Source organism: Deinococcus sp. Marseille-Q6407, assembly GCF_946848805.1.
In the GTDB taxonomy this organism is placed as follows: Bacteria; Deinococcota; Deinococci; order Deinococcales; family Deinococcaceae; genus Deinococcus.
Genome location: NZ_CAMPFU010000001.1, coordinates 343785 through 361292, shown reverse-complemented (window position 1 = coordinate 361292; position 17508 = coordinate 343785). Strand labels below are relative to the sequence as shown.

17 protein-coding genes are annotated in these 17508 nt (G+C 65.8%); 10 read left to right on the top strand and 7 right to left on the bottom strand.

The window, feature by feature from the left end:
- The first annotated feature begins 181 nt into the window (after window positions 1-181).
- Window positions 182-535, top strand: coding sequence for a PadR family transcriptional regulator (locus tag OCI36_RS01805; protein WP_261663356.1), 354 nt, complete (start codon window positions 182-184; stop codon window positions 533-535).
- Entirely contained in the window at window positions 532-720 is a 189-nt protein-coding gene (locus tag OCI36_RS01800) for a hypothetical protein (protein ID WP_261663355.1), read from the top strand. Before OCI36_RS01805 ends, OCI36_RS01800 begins: the two co-directional genes overlap by 4 nt.
- Here OCI36_RS01800 and OCI36_RS01795 read toward each other — a convergent pair.
- On the bottom strand, window positions 699-1787 hold the full coding sequence (locus tag OCI36_RS01795) for a transposase (RefSeq protein WP_261663354.1): 1089 nt from the start codon (window positions 1785-1787) through the stop codon (window positions 699-701). The two genes, OCI36_RS01800 and OCI36_RS01795, sit on opposite strands and share 22 nt — an antisense overlap.
- 143 nt (window positions 1788-1930) lie before the next feature.
- On the opposite strand from OCI36_RS01795, the gene OCI36_RS01790 reads away from it, so the two are divergent.
- Window positions 1931-2872 carry a hypothetical protein gene (locus tag OCI36_RS01790; protein ID WP_261663353.1) on the top strand — a complete coding sequence of 314 codons (942 nt, stop codon included), beginning with the start codon at window positions 1931-1933 and terminating at the stop codon, window positions 2870-2872.
- A 122-nt stretch (window positions 2873-2994) separates the two neighbouring features.
- Here the strand turns inward: OCI36_RS01790 and OCI36_RS01785 are convergent, their stop codons facing one another.
- A complete protein-coding gene (locus OCI36_RS01785) occupies window positions 2995-4356 on the bottom strand; it encodes an FAD-binding oxidoreductase (protein ID WP_261663352.1) in 1362 nt (453 codons plus the stop codon).
- Window positions 4357-4414: 58 nt separating this feature from the next.
- On the opposite strand from OCI36_RS01785, the gene OCI36_RS01780 reads away from it, so the two are divergent.
- Genes OCI36_RS01780 through OCI36_RS01770 form a run of 3 tightly spaced genes read left to right on the top strand, consistent with a single transcriptional unit; the run spans window position 4415 to window position 6340 of the window.
- Window positions 4415-5002, top strand: a complete 588-nt coding sequence (locus OCI36_RS01780) for an HD domain-containing protein (protein ID WP_261663351.1) — start codon at window positions 4415-4417, stop codon at window positions 5000-5002.
- Window positions 4999-5493, top strand: coding sequence for a hypothetical protein (locus tag OCI36_RS01775; RefSeq protein WP_261663350.1), 495 nt, complete (start codon window positions 4999-5001; stop codon window positions 5491-5493). The genes OCI36_RS01780 and OCI36_RS01775 overlap by 4 nt, the downstream gene beginning before the upstream one ends.
- Before the next feature lie 43 nt (window positions 5494-5536).
- Window positions 5537-6340 carry a WD40 repeat domain-containing protein gene (locus OCI36_RS01770; protein WP_261663349.1) on the top strand — a complete coding sequence of 268 codons (804 nt, stop codon included), beginning with the start codon at window positions 5537-5539 and terminating at the stop codon, window positions 6338-6340.
- 366 nt (window positions 6341-6706) lie between these two features.
- Here OCI36_RS01770 and OCI36_RS01765 read toward each other — a convergent pair whose 3' ends face one another.
- The 4 genes from OCI36_RS01765 to OCI36_RS01750 form a co-directional block, all read right to left on the bottom strand.
- The gene (locus OCI36_RS01765) at window positions 6707-7909 is read right to left on the bottom strand and encodes a thiolase family protein (RefSeq protein WP_261663348.1); all 1203 of its coding nucleotides are present in this window, start codon (window positions 7907-7909) and stop codon (window positions 6707-6709) included.
- 148 nt (window positions 7910-8057) lie between these two features.
- Complete coding sequence (locus OCI36_RS01760; protein WP_261663347.1) at window positions 8058-9215, bottom strand: alpha/beta hydrolase; 1158 nt, start codon at window positions 9213-9215, stop codon at window positions 8058-8060.
- 34 nt (window positions 9216-9249) lie between these two features.
- The gene (locus OCI36_RS01755; RefSeq protein ID WP_261663346.1) at window positions 9250-11607 is read right to left on the bottom strand and encodes a 3-hydroxyacyl-CoA dehydrogenase/enoyl-CoA hydratase family protein; all 2358 of its coding nucleotides are present in this window, start codon (window positions 11605-11607) and stop codon (window positions 9250-9252) included.
- A 157-nt stretch (window positions 11608-11764) separates the two neighbouring features.
- The gene (locus OCI36_RS01750) at window positions 11765-12526 is read right to left on the bottom strand and encodes an alpha/beta hydrolase (RefSeq protein WP_261663345.1); all 762 of its coding nucleotides are present in this window, start codon (window positions 12524-12526) and stop codon (window positions 11765-11767) included.
- Window positions 12527-12660: 134 nt separating this feature from the next.
- On the opposite strand from OCI36_RS01750, the gene OCI36_RS01745 reads away from it, so the two are divergent.
- Window positions 12661-13374, top strand: a complete 714-nt coding sequence (locus tag OCI36_RS01745; protein ID WP_261663344.1) for a histidine phosphatase family protein — start codon at window positions 12661-12663, stop codon at window positions 13372-13374.
- Between the two features lie 41 nt (window positions 13375-13415).
- On the opposite strand, the gene OCI36_RS01740 is transcribed toward OCI36_RS01745, so the two are convergent.
- On the bottom strand, window positions 13416-13958 hold the full coding sequence (locus tag OCI36_RS01740) for a hypothetical protein (protein WP_315941229.1): 543 nt from the start codon (window positions 13956-13958) through the stop codon (window positions 13416-13418).
- 626 nt (window positions 13959-14584) lie between these two features.
- Between OCI36_RS01740 and rocF the strand changes: the two genes are divergently transcribed.
- From rocF to OCI36_RS01725, 3 genes are all read left to right on the top strand, one after another.
- Window positions 14585-15484: an arginase gene (gene rocF / locus OCI36_RS01735; RefSeq protein WP_261663343.1), complete on the top strand. Its 900-nt coding sequence runs from the start codon at window positions 14585-14587 to the stop codon at window positions 15482-15484.
- A gap of 80 nt (window positions 15485-15564) precedes the next feature.
- Entirely contained in the window at window positions 15565-16464 is a 900-nt protein-coding gene (gene aguB / locus OCI36_RS01730; protein WP_261663342.1) for an N-carbamoylputrescine amidase, read from the top strand.
- Window positions 16465-16565: 101 nt separating this feature from the next.
- Window positions 16566-17465, top strand: a complete 900-nt coding sequence (locus OCI36_RS01725; protein ID WP_261663341.1) for a hypothetical protein — start codon at window positions 16566-16568, stop codon at window positions 17463-17465.
- Window positions 17466-17508: the final 43 nt, after the last annotated feature.

The following is a 17508-nucleotide window of genomic DNA, read 5'->3' as shown; positions in this document are numbered from 1 at the left end:
CATTCCCCAGACAGCCAGACACCCAGACAGCCGGGATACCTAGACAGACTGGGCTTGACAGTCGGGATACCTAGACGCACTATGTAGGCAGACAAGGCTTTGTAGGGATGGCAACCGGCCGGGACGCTGGCAGGCCGACATCCCATGTCCCGTTCTCTTCACGTTCTGGAGGCACCCCGCAATGACCCCATCCGCCCCCGGCTTCCCCAGTCCTGACCTTTTGCGCGGCCACCTCGACCTGATTCTGCTGACCATTCTGGAACGGCAACCGCTGTACGGCTTCGCCATCATTCAGGAGGCGAGGGCGCGCACCGACGGGTATTTCGACTTCCGGGAAGGCAGCCTTTACCCGGCGCTGCACCGGCTGGAAAAAGCCGGGCTGCTGTCCACCCACGACGGCGAAACCGGGCGCAACGGCAAGCCGCGCAAGTACTACGCCCTGACTGCCGAAGGAGTGCGCTGGCTGGCGCTCAAGCGTGACGAGTTCGAGCAGTTCACAGGGGCCGTCCGTAGCCTGGGCCTGGGGGCGCTGTGACAGCGCTGCCGAGTACTTACGTGCGCCCAGCGGCCCTGGAACGGTACCTCGCGCTGGCGACGCTGGGCCTGCTGGGCGAGCAGCGCGCCGGGGTGCAAGCAGAGCTGGAAGAGCACCTGCTGACCCGCGCTGACCATCTGCACGCCTTCGGAATGCCTTATCCTCATAACTTGCACCTTGCATAGCTGAGCGAATAGCCGTGCTGGTGGAGGAATTCTTGCTCTTTTTGGAGCTGACTCAGAAGATGGTTGAGCCTGACTACGGGGAACAGGGTGTAGAGGGCCAGGCGTGCCGCCTCTTTCAAGGTCATCCCTTCTGAGCGATGCAGCATGGTCAGGGTGAAGGCCAGGAAGACCATCAGAATCCAGCGGTCCAGACCCCTGGCAGTTCGCAGCGCGAACTGCGCCAACCCAAACTGATGCTTCCCTTCTTTGAAAAACGACTCCAGTGCCCAGCGCCGTTTTCCTTCAGCCAGGATGTCATCCCCCTCTAACAGCTCAGACGACACCGCGAAGAATTCGCGGTCCCCACGGTCCATCCTCCCCAGAGACAGCGTTTCCAGAGGCCAGTTGGCGAGGTTGACGTACCCCCCATGCGGACAGTCCGCCACCGTCACCCGCCCAGGATGGTCCGTGCGCCGGTTGCTCCTCACACCCACCACGAACTCGAAACCGAGGCGCTGCACACCTTCCAGAAAGACAGCGGCTTCAAAGCCGCTGTCCGCTAGGACACGTACCCGGAAACGTTTCTTGATGAAGTCCGGCACCTCTTCCAGTAGGTCGAGCGCCAGAGTGACGGGAGTGCTGGTGTACTTGCCCTGGTAGACCCGGTAAGAAATGGGGAACTTCAGTTCCCCATACTCGGCGAACAAGACCACCAGATGGATGCCGTGCCTGCCGTTGTAGACGCTGACGTAGGGCAGCTGAATTCCCACCTTTTCCACCGTGGTCAGATCCACGCTGAGCCGCAGACGAGGTCTACGTTTGTGACGAGCTGTATCCAGCAGGATGCGCCACTGGAAGTCCTGCATCTCTTCCCAGCAGCGGTCTGAATCCCAGTCATAGACGTTGAAGAAGCGACTCAGTGCACTGGGACTGACTCCCTCAGCCTGGCTGAAGTTGGTCTTCTGACCTGGACTGTGGAAAAGGTGCAGCGAAGCCTCCAGGCTTCGCCGTTGGTACAGCGTCTCTGGAATATCCAGAACCTGCTGTGCGAAAATACGGACGCGCTCCCCTGAAACCGGTTGATTCACACCTCCAGAATTTCAGCTCTGGGAGCGCTTTTTGTCCGCCTATTCAGGTGCAAGTTCTGAGTTATCCCGACGCTCTTTCTCAGGCCATGCGCGAACTAGGGTCACCCTTACGCGTGTGCGCCGGACTGTTCAAGGTGTATCCCATGCCAAAAATCCTGCTGACTTCCGTCCTCGCGGCGCTGGGCCTGAGTGGTTTGTTGCTGGCTTCGGCTGCCGCCCCGCGCCCCGCCGCCCTCACTCTCCCCCTCCAAACGGCGGCCCAACTCTGCGCTCCAGGCGCTACCAAGTGCCAGGCACTCTGCCCCGAGACCGACTGCGTGCAGAACGTCACGGCTCCCCTCATCTCCCTTACCACTGTCAAGGCCCTGGCGGCGGCCACAGGTCTGGAAGTGTCCGTGTCAGACGAAGTTATAGACGGAAAGACCTACCTTAACATGCTGCGCTTGGGCCTGCCCGATGAGCCGGACGAGGAGGTCAGCAGCCTTCAAACCCCGGCGATGGTCGGGCGCGGGGGCGAGCTGTACTACCGGGCGTCCAGCGTCCTGGGCTTCCTGATTCAGCAGGGGGGAGAGGCCCGGTTTTCCAGCCTGCCTGGTCTGTCCCTTGAAGTGCGGGGCCGGGTCATTGGCCTGCAGCTTGGCTCGGCAGCGCAGGGCGAGGAACTGTTGCGGGAACTGTCGTTCACCTTCCTAGAAGCGCTGCTCCCCGAAGCGTTCAGACCCGCCGCCCAGTGCCCCAGCCCAGAATCCTGCTCCTCCAGCTCGCCAATAGTCTCGGCCCGGATGTCCAGCGGCGAATCCTACCGCGTGCAGACGGGCTTGGCAGAGGGCGAAGTCGTGATGCTGGCCCTGCCGCTGTCCGCTCAGGGCCCGGATGACGCGTCCTACGCGGTCGCCGTCTCACCCGTAGATGACCAGGGCTGGGCCGAGTTCTCGGTGAGCGAGGCCCCCAAACGGTTTGTGTCCCGCCGGGAAGCGGTCCTCTCCAGGCCGGAGAACAGAGGCAACGCCCTGCTCGTCCGCGTCACCAATACCCCGCTGAACGACCTGTGGGGCGGCATCATCCAGCCTGCGCAGGTGAAGTAGAAACAGACCACCCCGGAGATACAGGCCACCCCAGCAGCCGGTCCTGACCCTTGACACGGGCCAGGGCCACCGGCCTTTCATTCACCTCTTCCCTACCCGCCCCACACCTACCGGTCCAGCCTCTACTCGCCCAGAATGCGCCGCAGGTACGGGCTACCGAAGCGCCGCTCGGGGTCCAGCGCGGCGCGGGCGGCGCGGAACTCAGTCCAGCCGGGGTAGAGCGCTGCCAGTTCGTGTTCGCCCAGGGCGTGCAGCTTGCCCCAGCTGGGCCGCCCGCCGTGCCCCCGCAGCACGCCTTCGGCCTCGCGGAAGTGGGGGCCGGTCACTTCGGGGGGCAGCTCCAGCGGTGCCCCCAGGGCAATGACTGCGGCGCCCTCGCCGGCCGGGGTGCCCAGCGGCAGGTCATCGGGCGCCACAAAGCGCACGCCCACCGGCAGCTGCAACGCCGGCCCTGCCGAGCTGGCGCTGGAGAGGGCAGCGCGCAGATCACGCAGGGTGGCTGTCAGCGCGGCCAGCGGCACCGCGTATTCCAGCTCACGCAGGGGCGTGTCGGCTGCCAGCAGCGCCTGCTGCGGGGCCAGCAGGACTGCGGCCTGGGCACGCTGTTGCAGCAGGTTCCGCAGCGGAGCCGGCAGCGGCGAGAACAGCTCGCCCGCTTCGGCCAGAGCCTGGGCTGGGCCGCCCAGTAGACCGGCGGTACTACCGGCTCCGGCCGCAGCTGCCCGGTCTTCCCCACTGACAGCTTCCTCGGGCCAGGCGCGGCGCAGCAGGATGGCCTCGTGGTCCTCGTGCGCCGGCCGCCAGGTGAGTGACACGTGCGGGGCCGCCTGAGCATATTCCGGCCCCAGCGCCAGCACCTCGCCCCAGCTGACCGGCCGGGTGCTCAGCCGCAGGCGGTAAGCCGGCTGCACACGCAGGGTCACGCGGGTCAGCACACCCAGCGCACCCAGCGACAGCGCCGCTGCCCCGAACAGCGCCTGGCCTGGGTGCAGCCGGTGCAACTGGCCCTGGCCGTCCACCAGTTCCAGCCCGGTTACGGAAGCCGCCAGCCGGGCGCTGCTCAGGCCGCTGCCGTGGGTGCCGGTGCTCAGGGCGCCGCCCAGCGTCTGTGACGCGCGGCCCCCCAGGCCCGGCACGCTCAGCCCACGCGAGTCGAGCGCGGCGGCCAGCTCGCCCAGCGGGGTGCCGGCCCACACGGTCACGGTGCCGGCGGCCGGGTCCAGCGCGGCCACGCCCCGCAGCCCGGCCACGCTCAGCATCACTTCCTGCCCGGCGGCCAGCGGGCTGAGCGCCGTGCCGGCCCCCACTGGCCGCACCCGCAGGCCTTCTTCCGCAGCGCGGGCCACCGCTGCCGCCGCCGCCTCGGCCGAGCGCGGCACAGCCCAGACGGCCGGGCTGGCCTGGGCGGTGCCGGCGCGGTTCTGCCACGCCGGCGGTTCGGTTTGCCAAACAAGGTCAGTGTCTGTCACGTCGGTTCTCACCATACCCTCTGCCCGGCCGGGGCACCGTGAGCCGCCCCCGGCCAAACCGTTAAAATGACGCATGAACCGCGAACAAGCTTACGCGCTGATGGTGCAGCACACCCCCAGCGAGTCCCTGCAGCGCCACATGCTGAACGTGGAAGCTGCCATGCGCTGGTACGCCCGGCACTGGAACGCCCAGGGCATGAACGAGGACGAGGAACAGTACGCCGTGGCCGGGTTGCTGCACGACTTCGACTACGAACTGCACCCGGAAGAACACCCGAGCTGGGGCGTCAATTATCTGCGTGAACACACCGACGTGGCGGAGCCTGTGCTGGACGCCATCATGGGCCACGCCGCCTATACCAGCACGCCCCGTCAGAGCCAAATCTCCAAAACCCTGTTTGCAGTAGACGAACTGACCGGGCTGATTCAGGCGGCGGTGCTGGTCCGCCCCGATAAGGACATCCAGCAGCTGGAACTGAAAAGCGTGAAAAAGCGTTTCAAGGCGCCGTCGTTCGCGGCAGGCGTCAACCGCGAGGAAGTGGCCCAGGGCGCCGAAGAACTGGACGTGCCGCTGGAGGAACACATGGCGAATGTCTTAAAAGCGCTGCAGGAGCTGGACGCGGCCGGAAACGGAGTTGCTGCACCGGAGGCGGGGCAATGAGGCGCCTGCTGACCCTGCTGGCTGCCCTGGCGCTGCCCCTGGCCAGCGCTCAGGCCACCGCCGCACCCACAAAAGCAGCGCCCGCAGAAACCGCGCAGGCCGTCCCCCTGCCCCACTGGGCGCTGGCGACTCCGCTGCAATGGCAGCGCACCGGCCGGGTGGGCGAGCCGGCAGAGGTGCAGCTGCGCTTCGCAGCCCCGCCGGAAGTGACCGTGTCTTTTCCCTGCACGCTCAGCGAGCCGCCCAGCGTCAAGGTGACCCGCCTGCGCGACAGCGGCGAGGAAGAACCGCTGTGGCTGACGCTCACGCCGGTCTGGGACGCCCCCACCTGCCAGGGCGGCGTACTGGTGCTGCCGGGCGGCACTCGCGGCCAGTACCGCGCCGAGCTGTATGGCCTGCCGGCCGGCGAGTACCGGCTGACCGGCTTCTGGTTCGGCGGCCGGGCCGGCGATACCCTGGGCGCACCAGAGCAGCGGCTGCGGCTGGAGTAGCGGGGCCTCATTCCCCGTCAGCTCCGCTCCGCTAGTCTGAGCCATGCACAAAACTCTGCCCCTGCTCACGCTGCTGCTGTGTGCTTCCGCCTCTGCCGAACTGCGTGCCGACATAGCCAAGAACACGCCGCCGGGACAGGCCACCATGCGGGTCTACGACGGCGAAAAGCTAGTGTTCCAGGCGACGACGCCGGGGCTGAACGCAGTGACGGAAAGCAAGTTCAGCCCAGACGGGCGCTGGCTGCTGAATATTGCAGACGGGAGCGGCTACGTGCAGCTTTGGGACGTGGAGAAGGGAGAGCGGGTCAAAACCTTCCTGAACGCCTCCTCCCGTATTTTCGGAGCCGATTTCACGCTGGACAGCGAGCGCCTGTTGCTGGATTTCAGCGGTTCACAGGACAAAGCGGACCCACGCAGGCCCGCCTACTTTCCCTCTCCTTCGCTGTGGAATCTGGCGACATTGGAACGGATTTCTTTCGTCTACAACGACAAACGCGAAAGCTTTTACGATGGCAAAGTGACATTTAGCCGGGACGGCGAGCGCATGGCCTTTATTCGTCGAACCGCTTATTCTTCAGGACCTGCCTCTGTCTGGAACGCCAAAACGGGCGCCCATATCGCCACCATTTCCCGCCTGCCCTACCCGAAAGGTGCGGCGCAAACAGGCGGCGCCGGGGCCGTGGACGCCCGCCTCTCGCCGGATGGTCAGCGCGTGCTGGTGCGATATGTGGATAACCGCCTGGCTGAATACGATGCCGGCACCGGCAACCTGCTGAAGGTTCGTGGGAAGGCGGCCGAGGCTGAGGCGCGGGCACAGCTGGAGCGGTTCGCACAGACGGGCCACTGATAGAGATTTCCCCGCCCAGCGGTTTCTCTTTTACTTCGTGCTGGGGCTGTTGCTGGGGCAATGGGCCATTCGGGAATGGACATGGGCGGCAGTGTGCGGGTTGCTGAACGCTCTGGCTGTAGCTTATCTGCTGCCCAGGCTGCCGCTTCTCCTGTCCTCCTCCGCCACCCATTTTGCGATGCTGGCAGCTGAACTCTTGGCGCCTGTGGGGCATCTCAAAGCTGCCGGCACTGCCAGACTGTGCTGCCCTGCCCTTCATCTGCTGGACGGTAGCAACGGCCGGAATGCTGGCTTTTTTCACCACCATCTTCCAGATTCCATAAAAAAAGAGCGCCCGGCTGGACGCTCTTCTTTTTACTTTCTCTCTTAGTCTGCGGCCTGCTCGCCCGCTCCAGCAGGGAACACCTCGATGATGCCCGCCGCGCCCATGCCACCGCCGATGCACATGGTGATCAGGGCCTTGCCACCGCCCCGGCGCCCGAGTTCGTAGATGGCGCTGGTGGTCAGCTTGGCGCCCGAGCAACCCAGCGGGTGGCCCAGCGCAATGGCGCCGCCATTCACGTTCAGCTTGCTTTCGTCGATGCCCAGTTCGCGCACCACGGCCAGGCTCTGCGCAGCGAAGGCTTCGTTCAGCTCAATCAGGTCAATGTCGTCCAGGTTCAGGCCGGTCTGCTTCAGTACCTTGGGCACCGCCGCCACCGGGCCGATACCCATGATTTCGGGGTCCACGCCGGCCACCGCAAAACCGATGAACTTGGCCAGGGGCTTCACGCCCAGTTCCTCGGCCTTGTCGCTGCTCATCAGCAGCACGGCGGCAGCGCCGTCGGAAAAGGGGCTGGAGTTGGCCGGGGTCACGCTGCCGCCCAGCTTGAAGGCGGACTTCAGCTTGCCCATCGCTTCCAGGCTGGCATCGTCGCGGATCAGTTCGTCGGTATCGAACTGAATGGTTTCGCTCTTCAGCTTGGTGCCCTTGAGCTTATCCACCTGCACTGGCACCGGCACGATTTCGTCCTTGAATTTGCCGGCGTCGCGGGCAGCAGCAGCCTTCTGGTGGCTGGCCAGGGCGAACTTGTCCTGGTCCTCGCGGCTCACGCCGTACTTCTCGGCCACGTTTTCGGCGGTCATGCCCATGCCCACATAGGCGCCGGGGCGGGTGTCTACCAGGTCGGGGTTGGGGCTGGGGTTGTGGCCGCTCATGGGCAGCATGCTCATGCTTTCCACGCCGCCGGCCAGCATCACTTCGGCCTGGCCGGTCTGAATGGCCGCCGCCGCCATGGCAATGGTCTGCAGGCCGCTGGAGCAAAAACGGTTCACGGTCACGCCGCCCACGCTGTCGGGCATGCCGGCCCGCAGCGCCGCCAGGCGGGCCACGTTCAGGCCCTGCTCGGCTTCGGGGATGGCGCAGCCCAGGTACACGTCTTCCACGATGTCGGCTTCGACACCGGCGCGGCTGACGGCTTCTTTCAGGACCAGCGCGGCCAGGTCGTCGGGGCGGGTGTTGCGGAGGGTGCCTTTCACGCCGCGTCCAACGGGCGTGCGAACGGCGGATACGATTACTGCGTCTTTCATTTGTTTACTCCTTGTGTGGGAGGTCGAAGGGTCTGGAGGTCTGAAAAATCAAAGGTCAAAGGGCGTCCGGGCCGCTGCGTTTGCTCGCTGTTCCGGGCATCAAGCCGGAAATCTGCCGGGTCACTGGCGTTGCTGCCGCACCCGGCGTTCATTCCTTCACCCGCTGGAGAAAGCTTTCCAGCGCCGCCTCGTACCGCTCTGGGTCAATGTTCCAGGTGCGGATGTGGCGTGCGCCTTCCACCGAATGGAACTCGACCAGGTCGGGGCGGGCCTCGGCCAGCGCCTGAGCCTGCCAGAACGGCACCGTCTTGTCGCTGGGACTATGAAACAGCAAGATAGGCACCCGGAACCGCGGCGCAGCAGCCAGTTGGTCGACCGTGTCGAAGTTCTGGCCGCTGCGGTAGGTGACCAGGCGCTCAATCATGCGGCCCACCGGCCGGGCAATGAACTGCGGCAGCCCACCCCGGCGGGCCTGGCGGCGAATGATGTCGCGCCATTCCAGCGCCGGCGAGTCCAGCACCACGCCCCGGACGGGCAATGGGTGGGGCCAGAAGTGAGGCCGCAGTACGCTCAGGGCGATGTTGCCGCCCATGCTGTAGCCGTACAGAATGGCCTGCTTGTATCCCGCGCCGCGTGCCCAGACCAGCGCCGAGAGAACGTCCTCGGCCTCCACGTCGCCTAGGCTGAGGTAGCCCTTGCCCACGCGGGGGGCGTCGAAGGCGTTGCGGAAGGTTACGAACAGCTGCCCCGCTCCGGTGCGCTGCACGGCCTTCAGGGTCCGCAGGCCCTGCGAACGCTGCCCGCCGTGACCATGAATCTGAATCACGATCAGGTCACGCTCATCACCGGGACTCGGCACGTGCCAGGCTGGCAGATCGCCGATGGGCGTCTGAACCACCACATTCTCGTAGTCCGCGCCCAGCTGCGCCGGCGTGCCGTTGTACACGAAGCTGGACACCCAAGAAATCCAGCCCGGCTGAATCACACCGCTTTCTTCCAGCACCGGCCGCTCCACGTAGGGGCCGCGCCGCTCCACATGCCCGACCAGGGCGTGGCCCTTCACCGGGTTCAGCGGCACCACGCCCAGCACGTCACGGCTGAGGCTTTCGGGCAGTGGAGGCATCAGCAGTTTGCCGCCCCGCCGCGCCACCAGCATAAAGCTGCCCTTGATCCAGCGCGATTTGGAGCGCAGCAGCACTTCCGCCCCCACCAGCGCCCCCAGGGCAACCAGCGTGACATAGGCACCGGCCGCAATGGCCAGGGTGCGGGGCAGGCGTTTGGGGGTGAAGTGTTGCTTGAATTTCATGCAGGGGTCCTTTGAAGGGGGAGGCGGAGAAGGCTCAGTTGCGCAGGGGCTTGCCGGTCTTCAGCATGTGCTGAATACGCTGCTGGGTGCCTTTCTTGCCGGCCAGGGTCAGGAAGGCTTCGCGTTCCAGGTCCAGCAGGTGCTGTTCGGACACCTTCTGGCCACGGGTACGGCCCACGCCACCGCTCAGTACGCGGGCCAGCTGTTCGCTGACCACCACGTCGTATTCGGTCACGTAGCCGGCCTGCTGCATACCGTACAGGGCGCTCTTGATGGCAGCCACGGCGTCCTCACCCATCACCGGGATGTCCTGGCGGGGCTGGGGCTGCACGTAGCCGGGGGCCAGGGCCAGCACGTGGCGCTTGGCTTCCTCGATGCGCAGGTTGGCGTTCATCACGACCGTATCGGTGTCGCGCAGCAGCCCCAGTTCCTTGGCGTCCAGGGCGCTGGTGCTCACCTTGGCGGTGCCGATCAGCTCGAAAGCGCGCTGCACGGCCGGCAGCAGGGGCTGGCCGCCCTGCAGGCGGTCAGTAAAGCGCAGCAGCATTTCCTTGGTGCCGCCGCCGCCGGGGATCAGGCCCACGCCCACTTCTACCAGGCCCATGTACAGCTCGGCGCTGGCGGTCACGTGGTCGGCGTGCAGGGTGAATTCACAGCCGCCGCCCAGCGCCAGGTTATGCGGCGCCGCCACGCAGGGGTGGGGGCTGAAGCGCAGGCTGGAGGTGGTGTCCTGGAACTCACGGATCACGTTGTCCATTTCATCCCAGTCGTCGTCCTGGGCCAGGCTCAGAATCTGGGGCAGGTTGGCGCCGGCGCTGAAGTTGTCGCCCTGGTTGGCCACCACCAGACCGGCGTAGCCCAGCTGCTGCACCTGCTTGTGGGCTTCTTGCACGATCCGCAGCTGGTCTTCGCCCAGTGCGTTCATCTTGGCGTGCCATTCCACCAGCAGCACGCCGTCGCCCAGGTCCACGATGCTGGCGCCGGGCTTTTTCTTGATGACCCGGGTGGCGTCCTTTTTCAGGTCGGTCAGGATCAGGTAGGGTGCCTGGTAGCTGGTCTTCTCGCCCGAGGGGGTCATGATCTGGTCGCCCTCATAGAAGCTCTCGGCGCCGCTATCTTTCATCTTCTGCAGCAGCGGAGGCAGGGCCAGGCCGGCCGCTTCGATGTTGGAGATCACGTGCTGCACACCCAGCAGTTCCATGGTTTCAAAGGGGCCGACTTCCCAGCCGAAGCCCCACTTCATGGCGTTGTCGATGTCGGCCAGGCTGCCCGACACGTAGCCGGCCATCTTGGCGGCGTACCAGAACGAATCGTTCAGGCTGGCGCGCATAAAGTCACCTTCGGGGCCTTCAGCGGTGTAGAGGCCTTCCAGACGGTCTTTCAGCGGCTGACCCTTGAGGCTGTCGGCCAGCTTGCTCTTGGCTTTGCCTTCGCCGGTGTATTCGCCGGTGGCGATGTCCAGCGCGGTGATGACGGTCTTGCCCTTTTCGTCCTTGCTCTTCTTGAAAAAGCCGGAGCCGGTCTTGTCGCCCAGCACGCCGCGGCCGACCATTTCGGTGAAGAAAGGAGGCAGGCTGAAGTCTTCGTCGTCGCCGCTGGCTTTCTGCAGGTCAGACGCCACGTGGCTGATGATGTCCAGGCCCGAGAGGTCGGCGGTGCGGAAGGTCGCGGACTTGGCGCGGCCAGCCACCGGGCCGGTGATGGCGTCCACCTGCGCGGGGGTCAGGCCAGCGTCCTGCATGTGTTTCATGGCCCGCACGATGCCGTACACGCCGATACGGTTGGCGACAAAGCCGGGCACGTCGTTGGCCACCACGATGCCCTTGCCCAGCACGTTGCGGCCGAATTCGCTGAGGGCTTCGGTCACTTCGGGGCGGGTCTTGTCGGTGGGAATCAGTTCCAGCAGGTGCAGGTAGCGGGGCGGGTTGAAGAAGTGCGCACCGATAAAGCGGCTCTGGAAGTCTTCGCCCCGGCCTTCGATCTGCATCTTCATGGGAATGCCGCTGGAGTTGCTGGAAATGATGGCCGTCTTCTTGGCGACGCCTTCCACCTTTTCCCACAGGTCGTGCTTGACTTCCAGCTTTTCGAGGACCGCTTCGATGACCCAGTCACAGTCCTTGATGTCTTTCAGGTTGTCTTCGAGGTTGCCGGGGGTGATCAGCGCGGCGCGGCTCTTGGACATGAACGCGGCGGGGCGGGCCTTGAGGGCCTTTTCGATGCCGGCCTTGGCCAGGAAGTTGCGGTCTTCCTTGTCGGGCAGCACGATGTCCAGCAGGCGCACGGGAATACCCGCGTTGGCCAGGTGGGCGGCGATGGCGGCACCCATCACACCGGCGCCGATCACGGCGACTTTGCGGATGGGGGGCAGATGTTGGGATTGACTGTCTTGCATGGGACCTCCTGACGCACCGGGCGCCGGACGAGAAGCGGAATTTTGGACTCGGTCTAAAGATTAATGGATTTTCGGGAGAAATGTCCATGCACAGACTACCTTCTCGCCGGGGCCACCGGGCCCAGACTGCAGCGGTAGTTCTCCCTGCCAGCGGCACTCAGGGGCCGCCCGGCAAGCGCTGCAGCCATTCACGCAACCCGGCTAGGAACTGCGCTTCGGCCTCCGCCCGGCTGACCGAGGGCACCCCGTCTCCGCTCTGGGGACCGTAACGCCCGAAAAAAGCGTGTACAGCGCCGGGCAGTTCCAGCAGCTGGTGAGGTGGCAGGCGGGCCTGAGCTTCTCGCCAGTGTTTGCGGTCCAGCACGCCGTCATTGCCGGCCAGCACGTTCAGTACCGGAAAGCCGGCCTGCCGCAAATCGGTGCCGTTCGGCGGGTAGGCGGCCAGCAGCACCAGCCCGTCCACCTGTTCCGGGTGCTGCCCGGCGTACTGCGCGGCCACCACGCCGCCCAGCGAGTGTCCGGCCAGCACCACCTGTTTGCCCCCACCCAGCGCTTCAATCAGCGGCCCGGCGCGGCCGGCACCTGTTACTGCCAGGTCCAGCGGGAACACTGGGATGACCGTTTCCACGCCCTCGCTCGCCAGGGCACGCCCCAGCCACTCGTACGCCTGCGGCCGCACCAGCCCGCCGGGATACAGCACCAGCAGCGTCCGCACCTGCCCCGCCGCGCTGACCGGCGGCTGGATATGCACAAAAGGCACCGGCTGGCGTTCCAACGTGACCCGGGCGGCGTGGCTTTGCGGGGAGCTGACCGCGTCCTGCCCCAGCACCAGCGGCGCCGGGCTGAGCAGCGGGCGCAGGGTGCCCAGGCCAAAGCCGGCCAGCAGGGCCAGCGCGAGCGGGAAAAAGCGGCGAAGCATGGCTGCACTTTATCTTCAAGACTTTATCTTCAGAATTTCAGCCTCGGCCTCTGCCGTGCCTCCCCGGTTTTCCCGCCCCTGCCTGTTCCATAAAGCACGCTGAGGGGCAGCGCTTCTGGGGCATACTTGCCCGCATGACGCAAGACACCAGCCCTTCCGATAGCAGCACTCCCGACAGCAGCATTTCCGAGCAGGCCGGGTTACCCCAGGCCGGCACTCTGATTCTGATTCGCCACGGCCGCACCGCCCTGAATGCCCAGAGCCGCTTCCAGGGCCAGACCGACACCCCCCTGGACGCCACCGGCCAGGCCCAGGCGCGAGCCACTGCCCAGCGGCTGCGGGATGAAGGCGTGCGTGATCCCCTGATCCTGACCAGCGATCTGCCACGGGCAGTCCAGACGGCCGAAGCGGTGCGGGCCGCCGTGGGTGGGAGGCTGCAGACGACTCCGGCCCTGCGTGAGATGGCTTTTGGCGAGTGGGACCAGCAGGGCATTGAGGACATCGAGGCCCGGTTTCCGGAAGAGTTCGGGCGCTTCCGCGACGGCGACCCCAGCTTCACCTGCCCTGGCGGCGAGTGCGGCAGCGACGTGGCCGACCGGGCCTACGCGGCGGTAGAAAGCCACCTGCCCACTCCCGGCGAAACGGTGGTGGTGGTGGCCCACCAGCTGACCATCTTCGCGCTGCTGACCCGGCTGCTGGGCGAGGATTACCAGACGGTCTGGCCCACCTACCGCTTTAACCACGCCAACGCTGCTTTCTCGCGGCTGAGTTATCAGGGGGGGCAGGTGGTGTCCGCCGAGCTGGGCGTCCACGACCACCTTGACCATCTGACTGCGGCCAGGGTCTGAACCAGCGGCAATCGGCCGGGCGCCACCAATAGAGCTGTGGCTCAGCTCTCCGGCTGGACCTCCGGGGCAGCGGCGCTCAGGCGCTCCAGCACGGCCTGCACGTCCGCCGGTTGCCAGCCGGCCGGCTTGAGCAGCTTGCCGTCCTCGCGCAGCGGCCCGCCCACTTTTTGCAGGTTGGCCTGGTGAACTGCCGCAAAGGTGGCGTCCGGGTCCACGCCCAGCTGCACCAGGGTGCCGTAAGCGACATACAGCAGGTCGGTCAGTTCATGGGCCAGCCGGTCCAGCTCGGCGGCCGGGGTGCCGGTCGCTTCACCGGCCGCCAGCCGGGCTTCCAGCTGGTCCAGTTCTTCTTGGACTTCGGCCCATTCCTCGTCCATCAGGGTGCGGCGCATCCGTAGCAGCTCAGGGCTGGGCAGGGTGGGGCGTTCCGGGGCCGGCTCGCCGATGGCGCGGTGAAAGGCCCGCAGCCCCTGGGTATAGCGCGACGGCCCGGCCGCCCGGGAACCGTCCTCCAGGGCCCCTTCCACCCAAGTCGCCTGAGAAACCCGAGCCGGCGCGGCAGCAGAAGCAGCAGGATCATCCATGCCCCGACTCTAACGCGCCGGGAAGCCGGGCACAGCGGCCGACAGCAGCAACCAACAACAGCAAAAAGAAGAGGGCGCCTTCCAGAGCAGGAAAGCGACCTCTTTTTCTTTGGGAGCGGGCGGCAGGACTTGAACCTGCGCGGCTGGCCTTTCAGGCCCACTCGTACGTCCGTTTTGTGGCTCACCTTATTTCTGGGCGGAATAACCGGCGGTGAGCGAGGTGGACGTCTCCCTCAGGACTGACCTGCGCAGGCTTTCCGGAAAGAGAATCAAGCCGGCGGGGGTCAGGCTTCAGAGTCTTTGCCGTAACGGCAGACTCTCGGGTAGTGCAGAACCCTAGGTAGTATGGCAGGTCATTCTGACAGCAGTATGAACCGCAGGGCTATGAAACCTTGAATAAACCAGCAGCCTGCCCGCCGCCGGCCCGGGCCGGGACAAAAAGCCGGGGTCGGCCGGGTCGGCCGGGCCGGCCGGCCCGGCTTCAGCTTTTGTACGCCGCTGGCGAACCGGAGCCGCACCGCAGGTTCCGGGCCCCCACAGAAGTTGTTTTGAGGAACGGCCAGCCGGGCAGCCTATAAAGTTGCAGCCGCGTGGTATACGCCGTTTGGCACGCTAGGCTGACCGGTATGGACATCAATATTCTCGGTATTCCCATGGATCTGGGAGCCGGCCGCCGCGGGGTCGACATGGGCCCCTCGGCGCTGCGCAATGCCCGCCTCCGGCAGCGCCTGGGCGAGCTGGGCCATGCGGTACACGACCTGGGCGACGTGCCGGTAGCCTTGCCCGAAAGCGTGGACAAATTTTCCGGCAACGGTATGGAGTTCCTGCAACCGATTCTGGAAGCCAGCCGCGCCACTGTCGAGCGGCTGCGGGCCCTGCCGGATGACGTCTTTCCCATCACGCTGGGCGGCGATCACTCGGTCGCCATGGGCACTGTGGCCGGCAACGCCCTGCGCGGCAGCCAGCAGGGGCACCGCATGGGCCTGATCTGGGTGGACGCCCACACCGACTTCAATACCCCCGAGATCAGCCCCAGTGGCAATATTCACGGCATGCCAGTGGCGCAGCTGTGTGGCCTAGGCCACCCGGAGCTGGCCTCGCTGGCCGGCGACTGGCGGCTGAACCCCCGCGACATCCTGATGATCGGGATTCGCTCGGTGGACCCCAAGGAAGCGGCGCTGGTGCGCGAGCAGGGCGTGCGCATCTACACCATGAAGGACGTGGACCAGCTGGGCATCAGCCGGGTGTTTGAAGAAACCATGGAGTACCTCTCGGACGTGGAGCGGCTGCATGTGTCTTACGACGCCGACGCCCTGGACCCCGGCGTGACCCCCGGCACCGGCACCACCGTGCCCGGCGGCCTGAGCTACCGCGAGGGCCACCTGCTGATGGAGCTGCTGTGTGAAACCGGCCGCGTGACCAGCATGGATATCGTGGAGGTGAACCCCACCCTTGACGCCGGTAACCGCACCGCCGAGGTGATGGTGGAAATGGCCGCCAGCCTGCTGGGCCTGCGCATTCTGTAACAGCCGTGTCAGCGGGCCGGCCAGGGCAACTCCCGGCCGGTCCGCTTTTACAGCTGCCACTGGCCTTTAGACTGGGCAGCATGACCCGTAAAGGCACCCCCGACACCGTGCAGCTGGCCGTGGTGCAGATGCACATGACCGACCAGCTGGAAGACAACCTGACCCGCGCCGAGGAGCACGTACGCGCCGCCGCCGCCGCCGGAGCGCAGGTGATTTTGCTGCCCGAGCTGTTCGAGAACCTGTACTTCTGCCAGGCCGAGCGCGAGGACTACTTTGGCCTGGCCCACCCGCTGGACAGCCACCCCTTTATTCCCCGCTTTCAGGCGCTGGCCCGGGAACTGGGCGTGGTGCTGCCGGTCAGCTACTTTGAGGCGGCCGGGCAGGCCTACTACAACTCGCTGGTGTGTATCGACGCCGACGGCGAAGTGCTGGGCAACTACCGCAAGACCCATATCCCCGATGGCCCCGGCTACGAGGAAAAGTACTACTTCAACCCCGGCGATACCGGCTTCCGGGTGTGGGAGACCCGTTTCGGGCGCATCGGCGTGGGCATCTGCTGGGATCAGTGGTATCCCGAAACCGCGCGCGCCATGATGCTGCTGGGCGCCGATTTCCTGCTGTACCCCACCGCCATCGGCTCCGAGCCGGCCGAGGTGGAAACCCCCAACTCTTACCAGATGTGGCAGCGGGCCATGCAGGGCCATGCGGTGAGCAACTCTACCTACGTGGGCTCGTGCAACCGGGTGGGCCGTGAAGTGGTGGAAGGCACCGAGCAGACCTACTACGGGCACTCGTTCCTGACCGACTACACCGGCGCCATCGTGGCTGAGCTGGGTGAAGAGGAAGAAGGCTTTCTGCTGCAGACTCTCGACCTGGCCGAAGCCCGCAAGTTCCGCGCTGGCATGGGCTTTTTCCGTGACCGCCGCCCCGAACTGTACGGCCCGCTGATGACCACCGACGGCTACACCCGCCGCGGCTGAGGCGGCGCGGCCGGCCTCCCAACGCCGGCCCACCCCTGCTGAGAGTGGGCCTTTCTTCACTTTTTCCGCCTGAGGTGCCGGCAGCAGGCACAATAGAAGGCATGACCTTTCCTGCTCCGCAGCTTCAGGCCTCGTCGGACCGGCTCAGCACCTGGCTGAACGTCTGGCGCATTCTCTATCTGATCTTTGGCGGCCTGGGCCTGCTGGTGTTGCTGGGCGTCTTTGCCGCCGGCCTGTACAGCGGTGCGGCCGGTCTCCCCGCCGATACTGCCTGGGCCGTCTGGCTGTTGCTGCTGCCGGCGTTGCTGCTGGGCTTCAGCCTGTGGGCCGCTTGGATGCTGCTGACCTGGGGCAAAGAGTGGGTGGACCGCGCCACCTCTCTGGCACTGCACGGCGGGGGGCCGCAGCGCTTGCAGGCGCTGGACAGCACGCTGGGCAAATGGCTGATGGGCATCGTCTGGGCTTATCTGACCTTTTACGCCCTGATTATTCTGGGTATAGGCCTGGGCGTCCTGCTGCTGGGCAGCACGACCTTTCCCGAGGGCCTGGCCATAGCCGCCATTATTTTGCCCATCCTGGCGATCTTTTATCTGGTCGGCACCTATTTTCCGCTGACGGCGCTGCGCCGCTTTTTGGGGAACACCACCGCGCGGCTGAGCGGTCAGGCGATGCTTCTCAAGGAGGCCGCTGACCGGCTGAACACCTGGTGCATCGTGTTGATCGTCTTCCAGGTGCTGGGACTGCTGGTTGAAATTCCAGGCCTGTTCGTCGGAGAAGATAGCCTGGGCGCCGTTGGCGGCCTCTTCGCCCTGCTGGTAGGGGCTGCCGTGAGCCTGCTGTATATCCTGCCGCTGCTGGCAACCGGCCGCTACGCGCGGGACCTGGGGACAGCCCTGGACCAGACTTCCGGCACCGGGGGCGTCTCTGCCGCAGCTGCGCCGGCCGCCGACTACAGCCAGATGGGCCGCCTGGCCGACCAGGGTGAAATAAGGGAGAAATAGAGCGCCAGCCTTGAAGGCCAGGAGCCGTTAACGAAGTAGATCA